The organism is Bacillus sp. OK048, from assembly GCF_900103525.1.
Taxonomy (GTDB): domain Bacteria; phylum Bacillota; class Bacilli; order Bacillales; family Cytobacillaceae; genus Neobacillus.
On the sequence record NZ_FNHN01000009.1, the window covers coordinates 20,845 to 41,091 of the forward strand.

The 20,247-nt window shown below is 41.1% G+C and carries 15 protein-coding genes; 14 read left to right on the plus strand and 1 reads right to left on the minus strand.

Translation table 11 applies throughout. The annotated features are described in order from the left end of the window. Positions 1–92 precede the first annotated feature (92 nt). The 10 genes from BLR86_RS16745 (at position 93) to BLR86_RS16790 (ending at position 15,068) form a co-directional block, all read left to right on the plus strand. Entirely contained in the window at positions 93–776 is a 684-nt protein-coding gene (locus BLR86_RS16745) for a heptaprenylglyceryl phosphate synthase (RefSeq protein ID WP_090763820.1), read from the plus strand. 66 nt (positions 777–842) lie between these two features. Further along, on the plus strand, positions 843–3,113 hold the full coding sequence (gene pcrA, locus BLR86_RS16750) for a DNA helicase PcrA (RefSeq protein ID WP_090763823.1): 2,271 nt from the start codon (positions 843–845) through the stop codon (positions 3,111–3,113). Positions 3,114–3,176: 63 nt separating this feature from the next. Further along, positions 3,177–5,183: an NAD-dependent DNA ligase LigA gene (ligA, locus tag BLR86_RS16755; RefSeq protein WP_090763827.1), complete on the plus strand. Its 2,007-nt coding sequence runs from the start codon at positions 3,177–3,179 to the stop codon at positions 5,181–5,183. A gap of 12 nt (positions 5,184–5,195) precedes the next feature. Next, positions 5,196–6,362, plus strand: coding sequence for a CamS family sex pheromone protein (locus tag BLR86_RS16760; protein WP_090763830.1), 1,167 nt, complete (start codon positions 5,196–5,198; stop codon positions 6,360–6,362). A 201-nt stretch (positions 6,363–6,563) separates the two neighbouring features. Then, entirely contained in the window at positions 6,564–8,132 is a 1,569-nt protein-coding gene (locus tag BLR86_RS16765) for an IS200/IS605 family accessory protein TnpB-related protein (RefSeq protein ID WP_090763832.1), read from the plus strand. A gap of 231 nt (positions 8,133–8,363) precedes the next feature. Then, positions 8,364–9,911 (plus strand): L-glutamate gamma-semialdehyde dehydrogenase, encoded by a 1,548-nt coding sequence (gene pruA, locus BLR86_RS16770; RefSeq protein WP_090763835.1) that lies wholly within the window; start codon positions 8,364–8,366, stop codon positions 9,909–9,911. 312 nt (positions 9,912–10,223) lie between these two features. Beyond that, positions 10,224–12,623 carry a nitrite reductase large subunit NirB gene (nirB, locus tag BLR86_RS16775; protein WP_090764376.1) on the plus strand — a complete coding sequence of 800 codons (2,400 nt, stop codon included), beginning with the start codon at positions 10,224–10,226 and terminating at the stop codon, positions 12,621–12,623. Between the two features lie 6 nt (positions 12,624–12,629). Further along, complete coding sequence (nirD, locus tag BLR86_RS16780) at positions 12,630–12,953, plus strand: nitrite reductase small subunit NirD (protein ID WP_090763838.1); 324 nt, start codon at positions 12,630–12,632, stop codon at positions 12,951–12,953. 24 nt (positions 12,954–12,977) lie between these two features. Beyond that, a complete protein-coding gene (cobA, locus tag BLR86_RS16785; protein ID WP_090763840.1) occupies positions 12,978–14,429 on the plus strand; it encodes a uroporphyrinogen-III C-methyltransferase in 1,452 nt (483 codons plus the stop codon). A 9-nt stretch (positions 14,430–14,438) separates the two neighbouring features. Then, positions 14,439–15,068 (plus strand): NAD(P)-binding protein, encoded by a 630-nt coding sequence (locus BLR86_RS16790; protein WP_090763843.1) that lies wholly within the window; start codon positions 14,439–14,441, stop codon positions 15,066–15,068. A gap of 27 nt (positions 15,069–15,095) precedes the next feature. On the opposite strand, the gene BLR86_RS26170 is transcribed toward BLR86_RS16790, so the two are convergent. Beyond that, positions 15,096–15,272 (minus strand): hypothetical protein, encoded by a 177-nt coding sequence (locus BLR86_RS26170; RefSeq protein WP_175492934.1) that lies wholly within the window; start codon positions 15,270–15,272, stop codon positions 15,096–15,098. A gap of 161 nt (positions 15,273–15,433) precedes the next feature. Here BLR86_RS26170 and BLR86_RS16795 point away from each other — a divergent pair, with 161 nt between their 5' ends. The 4 genes from BLR86_RS16795 (at position 15,434) to BLR86_RS16810 (ending at position 20,247) form a co-directional block, all read left to right on the plus strand. Beyond that, positions 15,434–16,483, plus strand: coding sequence for a glycoside hydrolase family 15 protein (locus tag BLR86_RS16795; RefSeq protein WP_090763847.1), 1,050 nt, complete (start codon positions 15,434–15,436; stop codon positions 16,481–16,483). A gap of 227 nt (positions 16,484–16,710) precedes the next feature. After that, entirely contained in the window at positions 16,711–18,303 is a 1,593-nt protein-coding gene (gene aceB, locus BLR86_RS16800) for a malate synthase A (RefSeq protein ID WP_090763853.1), read from the plus strand. A gap of 27 nt (positions 18,304–18,330) precedes the next feature. Beyond that, positions 18,331–19,608, plus strand: a complete 1,278-nt coding sequence (aceA, locus tag BLR86_RS16805; RefSeq protein ID WP_090763855.1) for an isocitrate lyase — start codon at positions 18,331–18,333, stop codon at positions 19,606–19,608. Between the two features lie 201 nt (positions 19,609–19,809). Continuing rightward, complete coding sequence (locus BLR86_RS16810; protein ID WP_090763857.1) at positions 19,810–20,247, plus strand: YueI family protein; 438 nt, start codon at positions 19,810–19,812, stop codon at positions 20,245–20,247.

Consider the following 20,247-nt stretch of genomic DNA (forward strand, 5'->3'; position numbering starts at 1 on the left):
CAATTTCTATTAATAGAATTAGTGTTTTCTTTTTTTATCGAATCGGCTAATGCTATAATGGTGTAATGTGAGATGAATGGGAGGATCTTGGGATGTATGATTTTCGCGAGTGGCGCCATGTGTTTAAACTCGATCCAAATAAAGAGATAGCGGATGACAAATTAGAGAAAATATGTGAATCCGGGACGGATGCAATTATGGTTGGAGGAACGGATGGGGTAACACTAGAAAAGGTTCTAGATTTGATGGCTAGAATACGCCGTTATACCGTACCTTGCGTCCTTGAAGTTTCAAGTATTGAAACGGTTACCCCTGGTTTTGACCTTTATTTTATACCGACGATTTTAAATAGTAATGATACCAAGTGGATAACCGGACTTCACCATCAAGCAGTAAAAGAATTTGGTGAAATTATCGATTGGGAAGAGATTGTTATGGAAGGTTACTGCATATTGAATGATGAATGTAAAGCGGCTAAACTTACTTCTGCCAATACAGTTGCTACCATTGAAGATGTAAAGGCTTATGCGATGATGGCAGAGAAAATGTTCCATTTGCCAATCTTTTATCTTGAATATAGCGGCAAATATGGGGATGTACACGTAATAAGAGAAGTAAAGAAGGTGCTGGAAAAAACAGTCCTTTTTTATGGCGGTGGAATTTCAACAATTGAACAAGGTACTGAAATGGCCGAGCATGCTGATGTCATAGTGGTGGGAAACGCCATCTATGATGATTTTGACCAAGCCTTAGCAACAGTAAAAGCTGTACGCTAAAGATTGCTTAATTGGATATAAAGAGTTAAAATTAGAACAAATGTTCGTTATGGTGGTGAAGGAAAGTTGCAATATTTAACAGATAAGCTTTTAAATGGTTTAAACCCAGAACAGCAAAGTGCTGTAAAAGCAACAGACGGTCCGCTTTTACTGATGGCTGGTGCCGGGAGTGGAAAAACGAGAGTATTAACGCATCGCATCGCCTATCTTATCGTTGAAAAACGGGTAAATCCTTATAATATTTTAGCGATAACCTTTACGAATAAAGCTGCTCGTGAAATGAGAGAACGAATTCGGAAAATGATGGGCGGGGCAGCCGAGGAAATCTGGATCTCCACATTTCACTCGATGTGTGTAAGGATCTTGCGCAGGGACATCGACAGGATGGGCTTTAATCGCAACTTTACGATTTTGGATACAGGTGATCAGCAATCGGTGATTAAAGGAATCCTAAAGGATAAAAACCTTGATCCCAAAAAGTACGACCCGCGGGCACTTTTAGGGGCGATAAGTTCAGCAAAAAATGAATTAATTGATCCAGAAGAGTATGAAAAAACGGCTGGCGGTTATTTTGAAAAAACGGTTAGTGAAGTTTATACAGAATATCAGAAACGGTTACGGAAAAATCAAGCGCTCGATTTTGATGACTTGATTATGAAGACGATTCAATTGTTTCAACGCGTACCGGAAGTACTTGAATATTATCAGCGGAAATTCCATTACATTCATGTTGATGAGTATCAGGATACAAACAGAGCACAGTACATGCTTGTCAAATTTCTCGCGAACCGGTTTAAGAACTTATGCGTTGTCGGGGATTCCGATCAGTCAATCTATCGCTGGCGCGGAGCAGATATTGCCAATATTCTTTCGTTTGAAAAGGATTATCCGGATGCAAAGGTTATTTTGTTAGAGCAAAACTATCGCTCCACAAAACGAATCTTGCTGGCAGCAAATAAAGTGATTGAAAATAATGTAACCCGTAAAGCAAAGAATCTTTGGACGGAAAATCCAGAAGGAAACAAACTCGTTTATTTTCGTGCTGATAGTGAACAGGGAGAAGGACAATTTGTTGCGGGTAAAATTAAAGAATTAACGCGCGATGATAAATACAAGCTTTCCGACATCGCGATTCTTTACCGGACTAACGCTCAGTCCCGTGTCATGGAGGAAGTGCTATTAAAATCTAATATTGACTATAGCATCGTTGGCGGAACAAAGTTCTATGATAGAAAAGAAATCAAGGACATGCTTGCTTATTTGAGACTCATTTCTAATCCTGATGATGACATCAGCTTACAACGTATTATTAACGTGCCAAAACGCGGAATTGGTGCAAGCTCAGTCGATAAAATGGCAAACTTTGCTGCCATGCATGATATTTCTATTTTTCAGGCGCTAGACTCTGTTGAGTTGTTGGGCTTAAGTCCAAAAATCACGAAGGGTGCTAGAGAATTTAGAGATTTAATTAAAAATTATACGAACATGCAAGAATTTCTTTCCGTAACGGAACTAGTGGAGGATATTTTAGATAAGTCAGGCTACCGCGAAATGCTAAAGGCCGAGAAATCAATCGAAGCTCAAAGCAGACTTGAGAACCTAGATGAATTATTATCTGTAACAAAGAACTTTGAGGAAGTGAGTGAAGATAAAAGCCTAGTTGCTTTCTTAACTGATTTAGCCCTTGTTGCAGATATTGATTCATTAGATGATGAAGGTGAAAAAACGGATACGATTACGCTTATGACATTGCACTCTGCAAAAGGGTTGGAATTTCCTGTAGTTTTTTTAATAGGCTTGGAAGAAGGGGTTTTCCCTCATAGCCGTTCTTTAATGGAAGAAGCAGAAATGGAAGAAGAGCGCCGGTTGGCATACGTAGGAATTACTCGGGCCGAGCAAACGCTTTTCATTACAAATGCCCAGATGAGAACCTTGTATGGACGTACAAGTATGAATCCAGCTTCCCGTTTCATCAGTGAGATTCCGGAAGATCTTTTAGAAGGCGTGGAGCCAGAGAAACGAATGAATACATCGTTTGGGTCAAGAGGTACTGCATTTGGCAGAAGCACCTCTAGGTCAACAGCGGGGACTTCTTTTGGAACTTCTACCGGTACTCCTGTAACTAGAAAACCGGTCATGAGACCAATAGCAGCTACTACAGGTGGCGATACATTCGGCTGGCGTGTCGGCGATAAAGCCGAACATGGTAAATGGGGTATTGGAACCGTGGTAAGTGTCAAAGGAGAAGGCGAAGGAACAGAGCTTGATATAGCTTTCCCAAGCCCAACCGGCATCAAGCGCCTACTTGCCAAATTTGCTCCTATTAAAAAGGTATAAAAAAGAATGCCCCTAACATGGGGCTATTCTCGTTAAACTATTCAAAATGAAAGGGCTGGATGTATGGACCTTCAAATTGCGGAACAGAAAGTCAATGAACTAAGAAACTTATTAAATCAGTATGGCTATGAATATTACGTGCTCGATAAACCTACAATACCCGATGCAGAATATGACCGCTTAATGCAAGAACTACTAGAGATAGAAGCCAAATTCCCAGAATTAAAAACACCAGATTCTCCATCGATTCGTGTTGGAGGTGAGGTACTTGATCTATTTGAAAAGGTAGAACACCGAACCCCAATGCTAAGTTTAGGAAATGCTTTTAATGAGCAGGACTTAAAAGACTTTGACCGCCGGATTCGTCAGGCTGTCGGTGATGATTTTTCCTATGTTTGTGAATTGAAAATTGATGGTCTAGCTGTTTCTTTACGCTATGAAGATGGTTTGTTTTTCCAAGGTGCAACAAGGGGAGACGGTACCATTGGTGAGGATATTACGGCAAACTTAAAAACAATCAAATCGATTCCGCTTCGTTTACGAGAAAATGTTACCTTAGAGGTTCGCGGTGAAGCCTATATGCCGAAACGCTCCTTTGAAGCCTTGAATAAAGCGAAGGAAGAGCGTGGAGAAGAGCTTGCAGCAAACCCAAGAAATGCCGCTGCGGGTTCGTTAAGACAGCTTGATCCAAAAATTGCTGCAACGCGAAATCTCGATGTATTTTTATACGCAATCGGTGGTAGCGGAGAAAACTATGCCGCCTCCCATAGCGAAGGTCTCAATTATTTAGATCATCTTGGCTTTAAAACAAATAAAGAGCGTCGAAAGTGCACTACCATCAACGAGGTAATCGAGTATGTAACTAGCTGGATTGATAAGCGCCCGCATTTACCATATGAAATAGATGGGATTGTTATAAAGGTAGATTCCTATGAGCAGCAAAGCAAACTGGGAACAACAGCAAAAAGCCCGCGCTGGGCGATTGCTTATAAATTTCCGGCTGAAGAAGTGGTCACTACAATTTTGGATATTGAATTAAGTGTGGGCAGGACAGGGGTTGTCACACCAACCGCGATATTAAAGCCAGTGAAGGTAGCTGGTACAACTGTCGGGCGAGCTTCCTTGCATAATGAAGACTTAATTCGAGAAAAAGATATAAAGCTAGGCGACCAAGTTGTAGTTAAAAAAGCTGGCGACATCATTCCAGAAGTGGTAAATGTGCTGGCAGATCTTCGTACGGGTGAAGAACGTGACTTCCAAATGCCTACGTATTGTCCGGAATGTGAAAGTGAACTAGTCCGGTTAGAAGGAGAAGTAGCTTTACGCTGCATTAATCCGAAATGTCCTGCCCAAATTCGCGAAGGATTGATTCACTTCGTCTCACGTGATGCAATGAATATAGATGGTCTTGGTGAAAAAGTAATCAGCCAGCTCTTTGCTGAAAAATTAATCGCGGATGTTGCTGATATCTATAAACTCACTCGTGAACAGCTGCTAGCTCTTGAAAGAATGGGGGAAAAATCAGCAGGAAACCTTTTAAAAGCAATTGAAGCCTCTAAATCTAATTCACTTGAGAAGTTGTTATTTGGTCTTGGGATTCGTCATGTGGGTGCAAAAGCAGCAAAGACACTTGCACAAAGCTTTGAAACGATGGAAAACTTGTCAGTTGCGAAAAATGATGATTTAATAGCAATCAATGAAATTGGTGCTAAAATGGCGGATTCTATTGTTGCCTTTTTTGAACAGGAAGAAGCAGGAGAACTGTTGAAGGAACTTGAAGCTGTGGGAGTGAATATGGCATATAAAGGTGCTAAGCCTGTTTCTGCCCAAGAGTCGGATAGCATTTTTGCAGGTAAAACGGTTGTATTGACAGGTAAGCTAGAGCAGCTTTCGAGAAATGAAGTCAAGGAAAAGATTGAAGCCCTTGGTGGGAATGTGTCAGGTAGTGTCAGCAAAAAAACACACTTGGTTATTGCTGGTGAGGATGCGGGTTCAAAGCTTACAAAGGCCGAGCAGCTGGGAATTGAAGTATGGGACGAGGAGAAGCTCTTGGCAGAATTAAATAAATAGAGGTGTATCAACATGAGAAAAATCTCATTGCTCGCTCTTGCCCTTGTCATCCTTCTTAGTGGGTGCGCACCAAACTTTCAAAAGCAGGAGAATGTTGTGCAAACAAAGGAAAAGACGAAAGAGAAAGCGATTATTCCGAAATATAATATATCAGACAATTACTATCGAACGATTTTACCGTTCGAGCCAGGGGAAGCGCGTGGATTAATTGTTGGAAATATCAATACTAGATATGACATAAATGAATTTGAAACAGGTTTGATGAGAATTGCCCAACATCAATTTGACCCCAAAACCTATTTGTTCCGTGAAGGACAGGAACTAAAGCGGAATACCGTCAGATTATGGTTGAATCGTAAATTCACAGCTGCACAATTAACGGAAGAGGGTTTAAAGGAAGAGAACAATATCGGCTTAAACCCGTTAATGGAAGAAGGGGTAGATTTTAAGGAAGGGAATAGTAATAGTCCAATCTATTTAGCTCATATTTTAGAGCATGATTACCTGATTAAAGGGGAAAATGATACCGTCAAATTGGGCGGTGTTGTGATTGGACTTGCACTAAATACTGTCCATTATTATCGTACAGCTGTCGGTGAACCGTATTTTGAGAGGAAAATTGAATTTGCGGAAATGGAACGTGAAGGGAAAAAAATTGCAGCAGAAGTTCTTAATCGTCTAAGAGCAATGAAAAATTTAAAGGATGTGCCGATCACAATCGCTTTGTTTGAACAGCAAAGCCGATCATCCGTTGTACCTGGAACCTTTTTCACCTATACCAACGTTGAAAAAGGAAGCTCAACCATAAATAATTGGGAGCCAGTTGCTGAAAAGTATTTCCTTTTTCCTTCCACTAAGGCACAAGAGGCACACCGTGATGATGTAACTTCTTTCTTAAACTTTAAGCAGGATGTGGAGGAATATTTTCCAAACTTTAATGGCGTCATAGGCCGGGCCTTCTATATTGGGGAGCAATATACTGATTTGGATATTACGATTCCCATCCAGTTCTATGGGAGATCAGAGGCGATTGGATTTACCCAATATGTAACAGGTCTTGTACTCGAGCATTTTCCAACTTACATCTCGGTTTCGGTAAGTGTTACTTCAGTTGACGGACCAGAAGCACTCATTGTTCGTAAAGCAAATGAAGCAGAACCGTTTGTCCATATTTATTAACCTGGCGTAAAAGTCAGGTTCTTTTTTTGCCTAAATGGACTTTAAGCGCTTTCAATTGATAGTTGTGAGAGAAAAGTGTTAAAATATACAAGGAAGTATAAGCTACAAAATATTATAAAAGTCTTTTTAAAGAGGTTGCCTTTATTCCAATAAAACCCTATAATTAATACAGAACACTTGTTCTTGCGGGAGGTGGATGGAATGAAGGTTACAAAAATCTGCTTAATAAGTGATAAGAATGCAGTAGAACTCGAAAAACTAAATCGATTAATGGCTGTTTTTTGTGCTGCATTGCGGTATTCTTTTAATCGCTTGATAGAGGGGGAACAGTCAGGCAAATTAATTAAAAAGGTAAATGTTCTCTTTCGTATGAATAAGAGATACGCAGAAGATGCTGTTATGCAAGCACAAGCCATTATTTCAAGTCAAAAAGAACTCCTACCATTAAGAATCGAAGAAGTCCAAGGGAAAATAAAAAAGACATCCGTGAAAATGGAAGATTATCAGACAGGTAAGAAAAGCCCGAAAAAGGTTTCACTTGAAGTATGTTTAAAAGGTTTGAGTTCCCGCTTAGAAAAACTCCAATTGAAGGAATCTATTTTAATAAAACATCAAGAAGATCAAACCATTCCCACTGTCATCTTTGGTGGAAAAAGGAATTTCAATGATCGTTTGAAGGGTACTCTTTCGAAAGGGGAATGGAAGGATTTACGTTCTAATACCCTTTATTCTCGCGGCGACAAGTCCAAAAAGGGGAATTTAAATACCCGAATCGTGTTTGATGATAATAAGCAACAGTTTTATTTAGAAGTGGCGAATCCACTTCTCATTGAGGGAAGGGGAAAAAGTCCAAGATTACGATTCAAACTTCAAATTCCAGACAACTATTTCAATGAAATGGTTGAGGTAGTATTACCCAATAAAGTTGGCGTTATTAGAAAGAATAAACCTCACGAAGAATATAAGCCTTATTCCATTGAGTTAAAACGCAAAAATGGGAGGGTTTATGTCCACATCACCTATGATGAGGATGTCCATGGTTCTGTACTGAATTGGAATGAAAAGATTCAGTCCGATGTTGTGGCGGGGATTGATGTCAATGTTGATCGAGTATCGGTTTCTATTTTAACAAAGCAAGGAAACCTATTGGAGTCTAAAACCTTTTATTGTCATGAAATGGAATATGTAAAAAGCAATCGCAGATCCAATATTTCAGGAGAACTAGCAAAAAACATCGTTCAGTATCTTTTGTCCTGGAACGTCGGGGAAATGGCCTTAGAAGATATCAAATTAAAACAAGACCATGACACGAATAAACTATTTAATCGCCGTGTCCATTCGTTTGCTAAAACAAAAATACAAAAGGCTCTTATCTCAAGAGGCTTAAGATATGGATTTAAGATAAAAAAGGTAAACCCCGCTTATACTTCTGTTATCGGACGATTTAAATATAGTGAAAAATATGGCCTATCCGTTCATGAAGCAGCATCATTTGTCATTGGGAGAAGAGGTCTTGGTTTGGATGAAAAAATAACGCAAGAACTCTTAAATCATTTACGTACGATGGTAAAACCTAAATTGATTTCCATTCTTGGGTCAATGGAAGAATCCGAGAAGAGGTCAAAAAAAGGGATACAAAGAAGAAGGTATATTGGGATGTTGTTAAAAAATATTGAAACATTCAAAGAAAACCATCGTTGGAAATTATGGAATGTGATTCATAAAACATTCATGATGAAGAACCAGAAATTACAATTCAAGGAGGTGTAAATCTGGTACTAAAATCCATTCTTTGCGGCAGGCTGACCAATGGAAGGAATGGTCTGTTGCAAATCGCCGGCTCTAACAGAGCACCGCGGGGTGTCTTGAACAGCAGGTTCAAGACAAGGGTTAAAATCCCTTCCTGATGGAATGACGTGAGAATCGTCACGGTATGTCTCTTTTCTTGGTTCGGAGGCGAAATGTAGATTTTTATAGATTTTAGTAACCAGGTTTTAAGATATGGTACAACCTTATAAGCATGAACCATTCACCGATTTTACGAATGAAGAAAACCGCCAGGCCTATCTAAATGGATTGAAAACGGTTGAAAGTTATTTAGGAAAAGAGTATCCACTGGTTATCGGTGGCGAAAAAATTACAACAGAAGATAAAATAGTTTCATATAATCCAGCTAATAAAGAAGAAGTAATTGGTTCTGTGTCAAAAGCAAGCCGAGACCTTGCTGAACAAGCCATGCAGGCAGCAGTTGAAGCATTCCAAACTTGGAAAAAGGTAAAGCCTGAAGTGCGGGCGGATGTATTATTCAAAGCAGCAGCCATTATCCGCCGTCGTAAACATGAGTTTTCTGCTCTTATGACAAAGGAAGCAGGTAAGCCATGGAATGAGGCCGATGCAGACACAGCAGAGGGAATTGACTTCCTAGAATATTATGGCCGTCAAATGTTAGCGCTTAAAGATGGTGTACCAGTAAATAGTCGTCCAAACGAATACAATCGCTATGACTATATTCCTTTAGGAGTAGGTATCATTATTTCTCCTTGGAATTTCCCTTTTGCCATTATGGCAGGAACCACAGTTGCCGCGATTGTAACGGGCAATACCGTACTGTTAAAACCAGCTTCCACTACACCTGTGGTTGCGGCAAAATTCGTTGAAGTTATGGAAGAAGCAGGTCTACCTAAAGGCGTATTAAACTTTGTACCTGGCAGCGGTTCCGAGGTTGGCGATTACTTAGTTGACCATAAAGATACTCGTTTCATCAGCTTTACAGGTTCACGAGATGTGGGACTTCGTATCTTTGAACGATCTTCAAAAGTGAACCAAGGTCAAGTTTGGATGAAGCGTTTGATCGCTGAGATGGGCGGTAAAGATACGATCGTGGTTGACTCTGAAGCAGACCTTGAGCTTGCAGCTCAATCGATCGTAGCAGGTGCATTTGGCTTCTCTGGCCAAAAATGTTCAGCATGTTCTCGGGCGGTAATCGTTGAGGATGTTTATGATACCGTATTAAACCGTGTAGTTGAATTAACGAACCAATTAACAGTAGGTGACCCAACTGAGCAAGCAACATTCATGGGCCCTGTTAACGATCATAACGCGTTTAAGAAAATCATGGAATATGTGGAAATCGGCAAGCAGGAAGGCAAGTTAATGGCTGGCGGAGAAGGAGACAATTCAAAAGGCTACTTCATTCAACCAACTGTTATTGCAGACCTTGCCCCTAAATCACGTATTATGCAGGAAGAAATCTTTGGTCCAGTCGTTGGTTTCACCAAAGCCAAGGATTTCACAGAAGCCATTGAAATTGCTAACAACACTGAGTATGGTTTAACGGGTGCCGTTATCACGAAAAATCGCGCTCACCAAGAGCAAGCGCGTGAAGACTTCCATGTAGGTAACCTCTACTTTAACCGCTCATGTACAGGTGCGATTGTTGGTTACCAGCCATTCGGCGGCTTCAACATGTCTGGAACGGACTCCAAAGCGGGCGGTCCTGACTACTTACTTCTTCACATGCAAGCTAAAACAACATCTGAAATGTATTAATCTCGTATTTTTTACCCCTTCTCGGTTGAGGAGGGGTTTTGTTTTTGGGGGATAATGGTTAAAAGTCCAAAACTCTTTAAAAATAGTCCATAACCCTCTGAAAAAAGTCCAAAACCCACCCGAAATAGTCCATATCCAAAACCCCCCTCCTTGATATTTGACAATAATGTGAAATGGTTCACAAACAAACAATGAGATGTGAAGTACGTCACAATCAAACCCACAATGAAAGTTTTACAATGTGTCTATAGAGATAAACGTAATTAACATAAATTTATATATAAGGAGCGATCCAAGTTGAAAAAACTAGTGATGATCGGGAACGGAATGGCGGGAGTTAGAACAATTGAAGAAATTCTAAAAATCTCTCCAGAACAATTCGAAATTACCATTTTTGGACAAGAGCCATACCCAAACTACAACCGTATTAAACTATCAAATATCCTCCAAGGAGATACAAACTTCGAAGAAATTATTATCAACCCATTAGATTGGTATAAAGAAAATAACATTCAATTATTTACTGGTGAACGTGTAACTAAGATAGATGTGGAAGCAAAGCGCGTGATTTCTGATCATGGCCGTGAAGTAGAGTATGATGAACTGATCATCGCAACAGGTTCGAACTCGTTTATGCTGCCAATTCCAGGTGCAGACAAATTGGGCGTAACCGGATTTCGTGATATAAAAGATTGTGAAATGATGATCAAATCGGCTAAAGAGTATAAAAAGGCTGTGGTAATCGGTGGTGGTCTCCTAGGACTTGAAGCAGCAAGAGGGTTACTAAATCTAGGAATGAAGGTAGATGTTGTCCATCTAATGCCGAGTCTAATGGAGCGTCAGCTAGATCCAATCGCTTCATCATTGCTAAAGGCAGAACTCGAAGCACAGGGCATGCACTTTTTAATGGAAAAAGAAACCGTTGAAATTATTGGGGATGAGCGCGTCGCTGGTCTTCGTTTTAAAGATGGGACATTCGTCCAGGCAGATCTTGTTGTAATGGCAATCGGGATTAAGTCTAACACGATGGTTGCGAAAGATAGTGGCATCTATGTTAACCGCGGAATTGTTGTGAATGACTACATGGAAACAAGTGCGCCGAATGTTTATGCGGTTGGTGAATGTGCCGAGCATAGAGAAATTGTTTACGGCTTGGTCGCGCCATTATATGAGCAGGGAAAAATGCTTGCTGAAAGAATTTGTGGCAAAGAACCTGCACCTTATGAAGGATCGGTTACCGGTACTCAGCTAAAAGTTGCTGGAGTCGACCTTTACTCTGCTGGTGAGATTTTTGAAGATGGTACAACAAAATCGATCATGGTCTACAACGAATATGAAGGTATCTACAAAAGGGTGTTAATCCGCAATAACAGAATTGTTGGAATTGTGCTCTATGGTGACACGAAAGATAGTACAAGGCTGTTCAAGATGCTGACGAAAAAAGAAGATATCACTGGAGTATCCATTTTTGAGTCACAATGTTCAGCGGAAGGCGGAAGTGGTGATGTTGCTTCGATGCCGAATGATGAACTAGTATGCGGCTGTAACGGTGTTACCAAAGGTACAATTGTTGAGGCGATAAAAACCCAAGGGTTAACCACGCTTGATCAAGTAAGCCATTGTACAAATGCAGGTCGATCTTGTGGTCGCTGTAAACCAATGGTCAACGATATTCTTGCCTACACGCTTGGCGACCAATTTGACGCAGCGGCAGCACAAAAAACAAGTATTTGTGGCTGCACGACCATCAGCCGAGAAGAATTGATTGCTGAAATCAAAGAAAAAGGCTTATCTAGTGTAAAAGAAGTCATGAATGTTCTAGAGTGGAAGAATGAAGAAGGATGTACAAAATGTCGTCCAGCTATTAACTATTACCTTGGAATGATTCACATGGATGAATACAAAGATGATCGTGACTCCCGTCTTGTAAACGAGAAAATGCATGCCAATATCCAGAATGATGGAACATACTCGGTTGTGCCAAGAATGTATGGCGGTGTGACAACAGCCGCGGATTTGAAAAAAATCGCAGAGGTCGCTGAAAAATATGAGGTACCGCTTGTAAAATTAACCGGAGGTCAGCGGATTGGTTTATTTGGAGTCAAAAAGGAAGACTTACCAAGTATGTGGGAAGAGCTAGATATGCCATCTGGCTATGCTTACGGGAAAACACTTCGTACCGTAAAAACGTGTGTGGGTGCTCAGTTCTGCCGCTATGGTACGCAGGATTCAATGGCACTAGGAATTGAGTTGGAGAAGAAATTTGAACGTCTTGATACACCACACAAAGTAAAAATGGGTGTGTCAGCCTGCCCAAGAAACTGTTCAGAAGCAGGGATCAAGGATATCGGTTTTGTGGGAATTGATGGCGGCTGGGAAATCTATGTTGCGGGTAACGGTGGTGTCGATCTTCGCGCTGGTGACCTATTAGCTACGGTAAAAACAGACGCTGAGGTAATGGAAATGACCAGTGCCTACCTGCAATACTATCGTGAAACTGCAAATTACCTAGAGCGTACATCTAAATGGGTAGAGCGTGTGGGCTTAGATCATGTGAAAGAAGTCTTAGCAAGTGAAGAAACAAGAAAAGCATTAAATGGGCGAATGGATCAATCGTTAAAGAAATACATTGAACCTTGGAATGAAGCGATTCAAAGTGAAAACATTAAAGATAAATACTACGCAGTTCACACTATCAAGGCAGGGGAGTGATTAAACATGATCGTAACAAAAACTCGTACTCTAGTTGCTAACTATTCTAACCTCCCAGTAAGGGCTGGCTATGCTGTTAGTGTCGATGGGATGGAAATTGCACTTTTTAAAGTAACAAATGGGACAGTATTTGGTATTGAAAACCGCAGTCCGCACCCAAAAGGCGGTGTGTTAACGGAAGGTCTCGTCAGTGGCGAATATGTTTTTTGCCCAGTCTATGATTGGAAAATCTCCTTAGCAGATGGAAAAGTTCAGGCACCAGATGAAGGGCAAGTAAAAACCTATCAGGTGGAAGTAGAGGACAATAACGTTTATATTATTATTATATAAAGAGTTTGAAAGGATGGCTGCAGGATGACAACGGGAAGAGTATCTTTAGTAGGAGCAGGGCCAGGGGACGTTCGTTTAATCACAGTAAAAGGATTAGAAGCAATCAAGCAGGCCGAGGTCATTTTATATGACCGGCTTGCGAATCCAAAACTATTGGAGTTTGCTCCCGATAATTGCGAATTGATTTATTGCGGCAAATTACCAGACCGCCATATTCTCCGTCAAGAAAATATCAATGACCTCTTGGTAGAGAAGGCGCTGAAAGGTAAAAGAGTCGTCCGCTTAAAAGGCGGCGACCCTGGTGTGTTTGGCCGTGTTGGCGAAGAAGCAGCCGCCCTTGCTTCCTATCAAATTTCTTTTGAAATCGTGCCTGGTATTACATCGGGGATTGCAGCCCCCCTATATGCTGGAATTCCTGTTACCCATCGAGAACATGCGGAATCATTTGCAGTTGTCACCGCGCATGATAAATCAAACGATGGCAAGCCAATGCTTGATTGGGAAGGCCTTGTCCGTGGAGTGGATACAATTGCCTTTTACATGGGTGTCGGTAATCTCCCGTTTATCTGTGAAAATCTGATTGCGCATGGAAGACCTGCGGCCACTCCAATTATTTTGATTCAGTGGGGAACATTTGGCCGTCAGAGAACCCTTCAAGGAACCTTAAGTGATATCTCTGAAAAAGTCCAAGAGGCTAAGTTTCGCAACCCGGCGATTATCCTTGTTGGTGATGTTATTTCTCTCCGTGAAAAAATCAGCTGGTTTGAGAAGATGCCCTTGTATGGCCGTCAAATTTTACTCGCACGTACAAGTGAAAGTGTTAGCGGCCTGGCAAAGGAATTAATGGAAAAGGGTGCAGATGTCATTGAATTTCCAAAATGGAAAAAGACCCTTTTGCCTGTTGATTTGGGTAAAATAACAAACTACGATAAAATTTTGTTCTCATCGCCTGAGGGCGTCGGCGAATTTTTTAATGCAGTTATTGAAAAGGGAATCGATATTCGAAAAATAAAAGCCGATTTCTATGGGGGTTCTAGTAAATCTATTAAAGCCTTAAAAGAGCGTGGATTTATTGCTAGTTTAGCTACCAACATGCCAAAGCCAGGAAGTCTGCTGATTGTAGGTGACGAACGCAGATTGCATAGCGAGGTTGAAAGTGCTGACTACATGGTTACAAGTAAAAAAGAATTGGACCAGCAGTTCCTGCCAATTTTTCAACGGATGGTAGAAGAGGCAGACGTGAATACGATGGTATTCCCAAGCGCAGCTGCAGTTGGCTTATTTATCGAAAGCTTGAAGAAATGCAGTATTAACGTCTTTGACCTTTTAAAAGAAGTGCAAGTGGTTTGCATGGGGCAGCAGTCAAAGGATGCAGTAGAATGTGCTAGACTTGTGGCAGATGGAATGCTAGAAACCGCAACGAGAGATGCATTGGTAGAATACTTAGTACAGAATCCGCTGGCTGTGGAAAGGTAGGGTGCGTACTTGAATTATCCAATTACGTTAAGACTTGCAGGTAAAAAAGTCGTGGTAGCAGGCGGTGGTAAAGTTGCCGAACGGAAAGTATCCGGATTACTTGGGACAAATGCACGGATTGTCGTGATTAGCCCTGATATTACCGATGAACTTAACAGGCTTGCTAGTAATGGCATGATCGAGTGGCAAAAAAAATCCTTTTCTACAGAAGATATTAATGGTGCGTTGTTAATTTTTGCAGCAACGAACGACCATCAGTTGAATCAATATATAAAAACAACAACAAGTGATCAACAGCTTGTAACCATTGCCGATGACCCGGCAGGATCGGACTTTCATGTACCCTCTCACATTCAGCGCGGACGATTGAGTATTGCGGTCTCAACAGGTGGAGCCAGTCCAACACTTGCAAAGAAAATACGAGAACAGCTAGAACTGCAATTTGATGACCGGTTTGAAGATTATCTAGAGTTCCTTTATTCAGCTAGGCAGCGAATTTTGCAAGAAGTGAAAGATCCCTCTAGAAAAGGAAGATTAGTAACAGCCATCGTAAGTGAGCAGTTCCTAAACAGTCAAAATCGCGAAGCTGACTTTTCACTGCTAATGCAAGAAATAAATGACACAAAAAATGACGTGTGAATCTGATCCCACACGTCATTTTGCTTTTTACCGGTTCTGCAATGCCTTGGTATCCGTTTCTAATTGTTTTTGCAAATTTCCTATGTAATTCATCATGGCTATTCGTACAACTGAAGGGTAGTAACGGTTGTTCAGTTCCTGTTCACATTCCTCTAAATCCATCTGTTTCACAGCAATTATTTTCGTTAATTCTTCCGTGCTCATCGAGATTTCCCCCCTAGTATGTATCAATTTTCCCACTCTCCTAATCTATGTTTATAGTTTTAGCATGGACAACATTCTCTTAATTTATACGTAATGATCATGGTATAAAAAGGCCATGAACGGGCTAGAAAGAAAGGTAAAAAGTAAATGAGGTTGAAAAGATGAACGAAAGAGTTTTGCATAGCTATCATATCCTTGATCAATTACGTTTGCCGCATGGTTTGTATTTAGCATCTTCGTCAAAGGATTATCATTATGTATGGTTGCGAGATTCCTTTTATATGTCCCTGCCTTATTTGGAGCAACATAATCAAATTTATGAAATGACTTATCACCGGATACTGGACTTATTTAGAGAATACGAGTGGAAGTTGGATATCCATACTGTTCAAAAGCCAAGAGAGCAATGGGAATACATTCATTCTAGATATTCAGCAATGGATGTAAGGGAAATAGATACACCGTGGGGGCATGCACAGCATGATGCGATTGGTGCGATTCTTTGGGGGATTGGCCTCGGTTATCAAAGAGGAAAGAATATCATTCGGGATGAAAAGGATCACGAGATTGTTCAGAAACTGGTTGGCTATTTAGGGTGTGTTCAGTACTGGGAAGATGCTGATAATGGGATGTGGGAGGAATGGAGAGAGCTTCATTCGAGTTCTGTCGGGGCATGTGTGGCTGGGCTGCAAGCGGTTAGAGATATTGTTTTTGTGCCTGGCGAATGGATTACGAAAGGCTATCAAGCTCTTAGTAACCTTTTTCCACGAGAAAGCAGCGATCGTCCCTTTGATTTAGCTCAATTAAGTTTAATTTTTCCGTATCGGGTGTTGATTGGGAACGAAGCAAAGATGGTCGTTGACCAAGTGGAAACGCATCTTTTACGTGAACGCGGGGTCATTCGCTACAAAGGAGATTCCTATTATTCCACGGTGGAACAGGAAGGAAGACATCACGATTTCCCGTTTTATTATGGTACGGAGGCCGAGTGGACATTTGGGCTTCCTTGGCTGGCGCTATGCCATTTAGAGTTAGGGAATATTGAAAAAGCAAATCATTACATCAAACAAACAGAAAAAGTGATGCTCGCAGATGGCAGTTTACCGGAACTTTATTTTGCTAAATCTGCGGAATATAATCCCAATACCCCTTTAGGATGGGGAAGTGCCATGTATATCATGGCGAAAGAGCGATATAAACAAATCGTATAAGCTAAAAGGGCTGTCGGAGAAATTTCCAACAGCCCTTTTAGCCTTATGGTTATATGGAAAAAATTAACTGTCCCGAAGCTTGTTCACAACCACTAAAAAACTTCAACAGGGAAATTGTACCTATTTTTAAAAATTTTCGGAAAAATAGTTCCCTTTTTATAAAGTGTGTTATATAATACAAAACATAACAACTGTTACTGTATTATAACAAAGAGGTGATCAAGTTCATGTCGACGCAAACGACAGGTATTGAAGTAGTTGGGACGATAAAAGCCCAGTTTGATGAAATTCTTACACCAGAGGCATTGAATTTCATTGAAAAACTAGAGCGGAATTTTGGAGCAAGAAGGATTGAATTGTTACAGTTCCGGAAAAAACGCCAAGAGGAAATCAATAGCGGAAAGCTTCCAAATTTCCTCCCTGAAACAAAGCATATTCGTAATGGGGACTGGACAATTGCTCCATTGCCGAAGGACCTTCAGGATCGTCGTGTAGAGATTACTGGACCGACAGACAGAAAAATGGTCATTAATGCTCTAAATTCCGGTGCAAAGGTTTTTATGGCAGATTTTGAAGATGCTACTTCACCAACCTGGGAGAATATCGTCGAAGGACAAATCAACTTAAGAGACGCAGTAAATCGGACAATTTCCTATGAAAATCCGAATGGTAAAAAGTATGTGCTGAATGAGGAAACTGCTGTCCTGTTGGTAAGGCCGCGCGGACTTCATTTAGAGGAGAAACATGTGCTGTTTAATGGCAAGCCCATTTCTGGAAGCTTTTTTGATTTTGGAATGTACTTTTTCCATAATGTAAAAAATCTGTTGGCACAGCGAACGGGTCCATATTTCTATCTTCCAAAGCTTGAAAGTCATTTAGAAGCACGTCTCTGGAATGATGTTTTTATTTTTACACAAAATGAGCTTGAAATTGCTCAAGGAACGATAAAAGCTACTGTTTTACTTGAAACGTTCATGGCTGCATTTGAAATGAATGAAATTCTTTTTGAATTAAAGGAACACTCAGCAGGTCTGAATTGTGGAAGATGGGATTATATTTTCAGCTATTTGAAAAAACTTCGTAACCAAAAAGATATCATTTTACCGGACCGCTCGCAGGTAACGATGACGGCACCATTTATGCGTTCTTATTCCTTACTGACCATTCAAACGTGTCACCTTAGGAAAGCCCCTGCGATTGGGGGAATGGCAGCACAAATACCAATCCGCAACAATCCAAAAGCAAACGAGGAAGCATTTGCGAAGGTTCGTGCTGACAAAGAGCGTGAAGTATACGATGGCCATGATGGTACCTGGGTAGCACACCCTGATCTTGTACCGATTGCGTTAGAAGTATTTAACCGAGAAATGCCTGTAGCAAACCAGATTCATACAACGAAACAACAAAAGATTACGATTACTGCCAGCGATTTGCTCGAAGCACCGGGCGGTAAGATTACCGAAGAAGGTGTTCGCGTTAATATCAATGTTGGGATTCAATACATTGCTTCCTGGTTATCTGGTAGAGGAGCAGCCCCAATCCATCATTTGATGGAGGACGCGGCAACAGCGGAAATTTCACGGGCGCAGTTATGGCAATGGATCCGCCACCCGAAAGGTGTGCTCGCCGATGGCAGGAAGGTAAACATCGAGATGTATGAGCAATTCAAGCTTGAGGAATTAGAAAAAATTAAGAGTGAAATTGGCTTGTCAGCCTATGAAAATGGGCGTTTCGCTGAAGCAGTTACGCTATTTGACAATTTGATTTTAAATAGTGAATTTGTAGAGTTTTTAACATTACCGGGATATGAGATTTTATAAATAATAGATTAATAGGAGGAATATAAAATGACAAATTCAAGAGCGATGGAATTACAAGAAAGCTGGGAGCTAGATAATCGTTGGAATGGAGTTACTAGACCATACACAGCCGAGGATGTTATCAAGCTTCGCGGTTCGTTAGATATCGAGCATACATTGGCTAGACGTGGGGCAGAAAAGCTGTGGAAGCAAATGCAAGAAGAGGACTATATTAATGCATTAGGTGCGCTAACTGGGAATCAAGCAGTTCAGCAGGTAAAAGCCGGATTAAAGGCAATTTATCTTAGTGGATGGCAGGTTGCAGCGGACGCCAACCTTTCTGGTCATATGTATCCGGACCAAAGCTTATATCCAGCAAACAGTGTACCGAGTGTTGTGAAGCGAATTAACCAAGCACTTCAGCGTGCAGATCAAATCACCCATTCAGAAGGTGACAACTTCATTGACTGGTTTGTTCCCATCGTAGCGGATGCAGAAGCAGGCTTTGGCGGGCAGTTAAATTGCTTTGAACTGATGAAAGGTATGATTGAAGCGGGAGCGGCAGGAGTACACTTTGAGGATCAGCTTTCTTCAGAGAAAAAATGTGGTCACTTGGGTGGTAAAGTATTATTGCCAACACAAACAGCAGTACGCAATTTAATCGCTGCTCGTTTGGCTGCGGATGTTATGGGTACACCAACCGTATTAGTTGCGCGCACGGATGCAAATGCTGCCGATTTGATTACGAGTGATATTGACATGAACGATGCTCCGTTTATCACAGGGGAGCGGACTACGGAAGGATTCTTCCGGGTAAGAGCGGGCCTTGATCAAGCAATTGCCCGTGGTCTAGCGTATGCGCCATATGCAGATCTTATTTGGTGTGAAACATCAGAGCCAAGCATTGAGGAAGCAAGACGTTTTGCAGAAGCGATCCATGAGAAGTTCCCCGGAAAAATGCTGGCTTACAATTGCTCACCATCTTTCAATTGGAAAAAGAAACTCGATCAAGAATCCATTGCAAGCTTCCAGCAAGAGCTTGGTAAAATGGGCTACAAGTTCCAATTCGTAACACTTGCCGGTTTCCATGCCCTGAACCACAGCATGTTTGAGCTAGCCCGCGGCTATAATGAACGCGGCATGGCAGCATACTCCGAACTGCAGCAAGCTGAGTTCGACAGCGAGCAATATGGCTACACAGCAACAAGACACCAACGTGAAGTTGGTACAGGATACTTTGACCAAGTATCCATGGTCATCAGCGGCGGGACTTCCTCAACAACAGCGTTGAAAGGTTCTACTGAAGAAGAGCAATTTACAAAATAAAAGTTTTAGCTATGGACCCCTCTCTCTCAATGGAGAGAGGGTTTTTTATTGGATGTGAATGACGGGGAATAGTTGCGTATGGCGAGAAATAGTGGCGGATGAACAACAAACTCGCTCGGATAACCCTGTTCTTTTGGAAATGAACATTTTTTAGGGTATTATCATAGATAATAATAGCCCTTTTAATGGAGTTGATCTGATTTGAAAAAGCCGAGTGTGGAGGAAGTCCTTCTACAGGGAATTCATGGCCCGTTAGAAACGAAGCCAGATGAAAGGCGGAAATTTTTAGGAACGTTACGTGAGCGTATCATTATTGCCCTTAAGAAAAGCCAAGTGGCAGAAGCAGACATATACCCGCAGGTGGAGCAGGAAATGAAAAATAACCCACAGGCTAATTTGTTTTTAAATGGTAATATGAACTATTCCAACTTATCAAAATATGTAAAATTAGCGTCAAAGTATAATCTTGAGCATACGATCGTAACCAATAAGGAGCACGATACAGAATTGGGTTTATTGCTTGCGATGGACCATGCAATTGACAAGGCAGAAATTTATATTACAAAAAAAGCAATCAATTTACCAGAACCAAAACCCCCTAAGAGTAAGGGTCTTCTCTCAAAACTATTTAAACGTTAA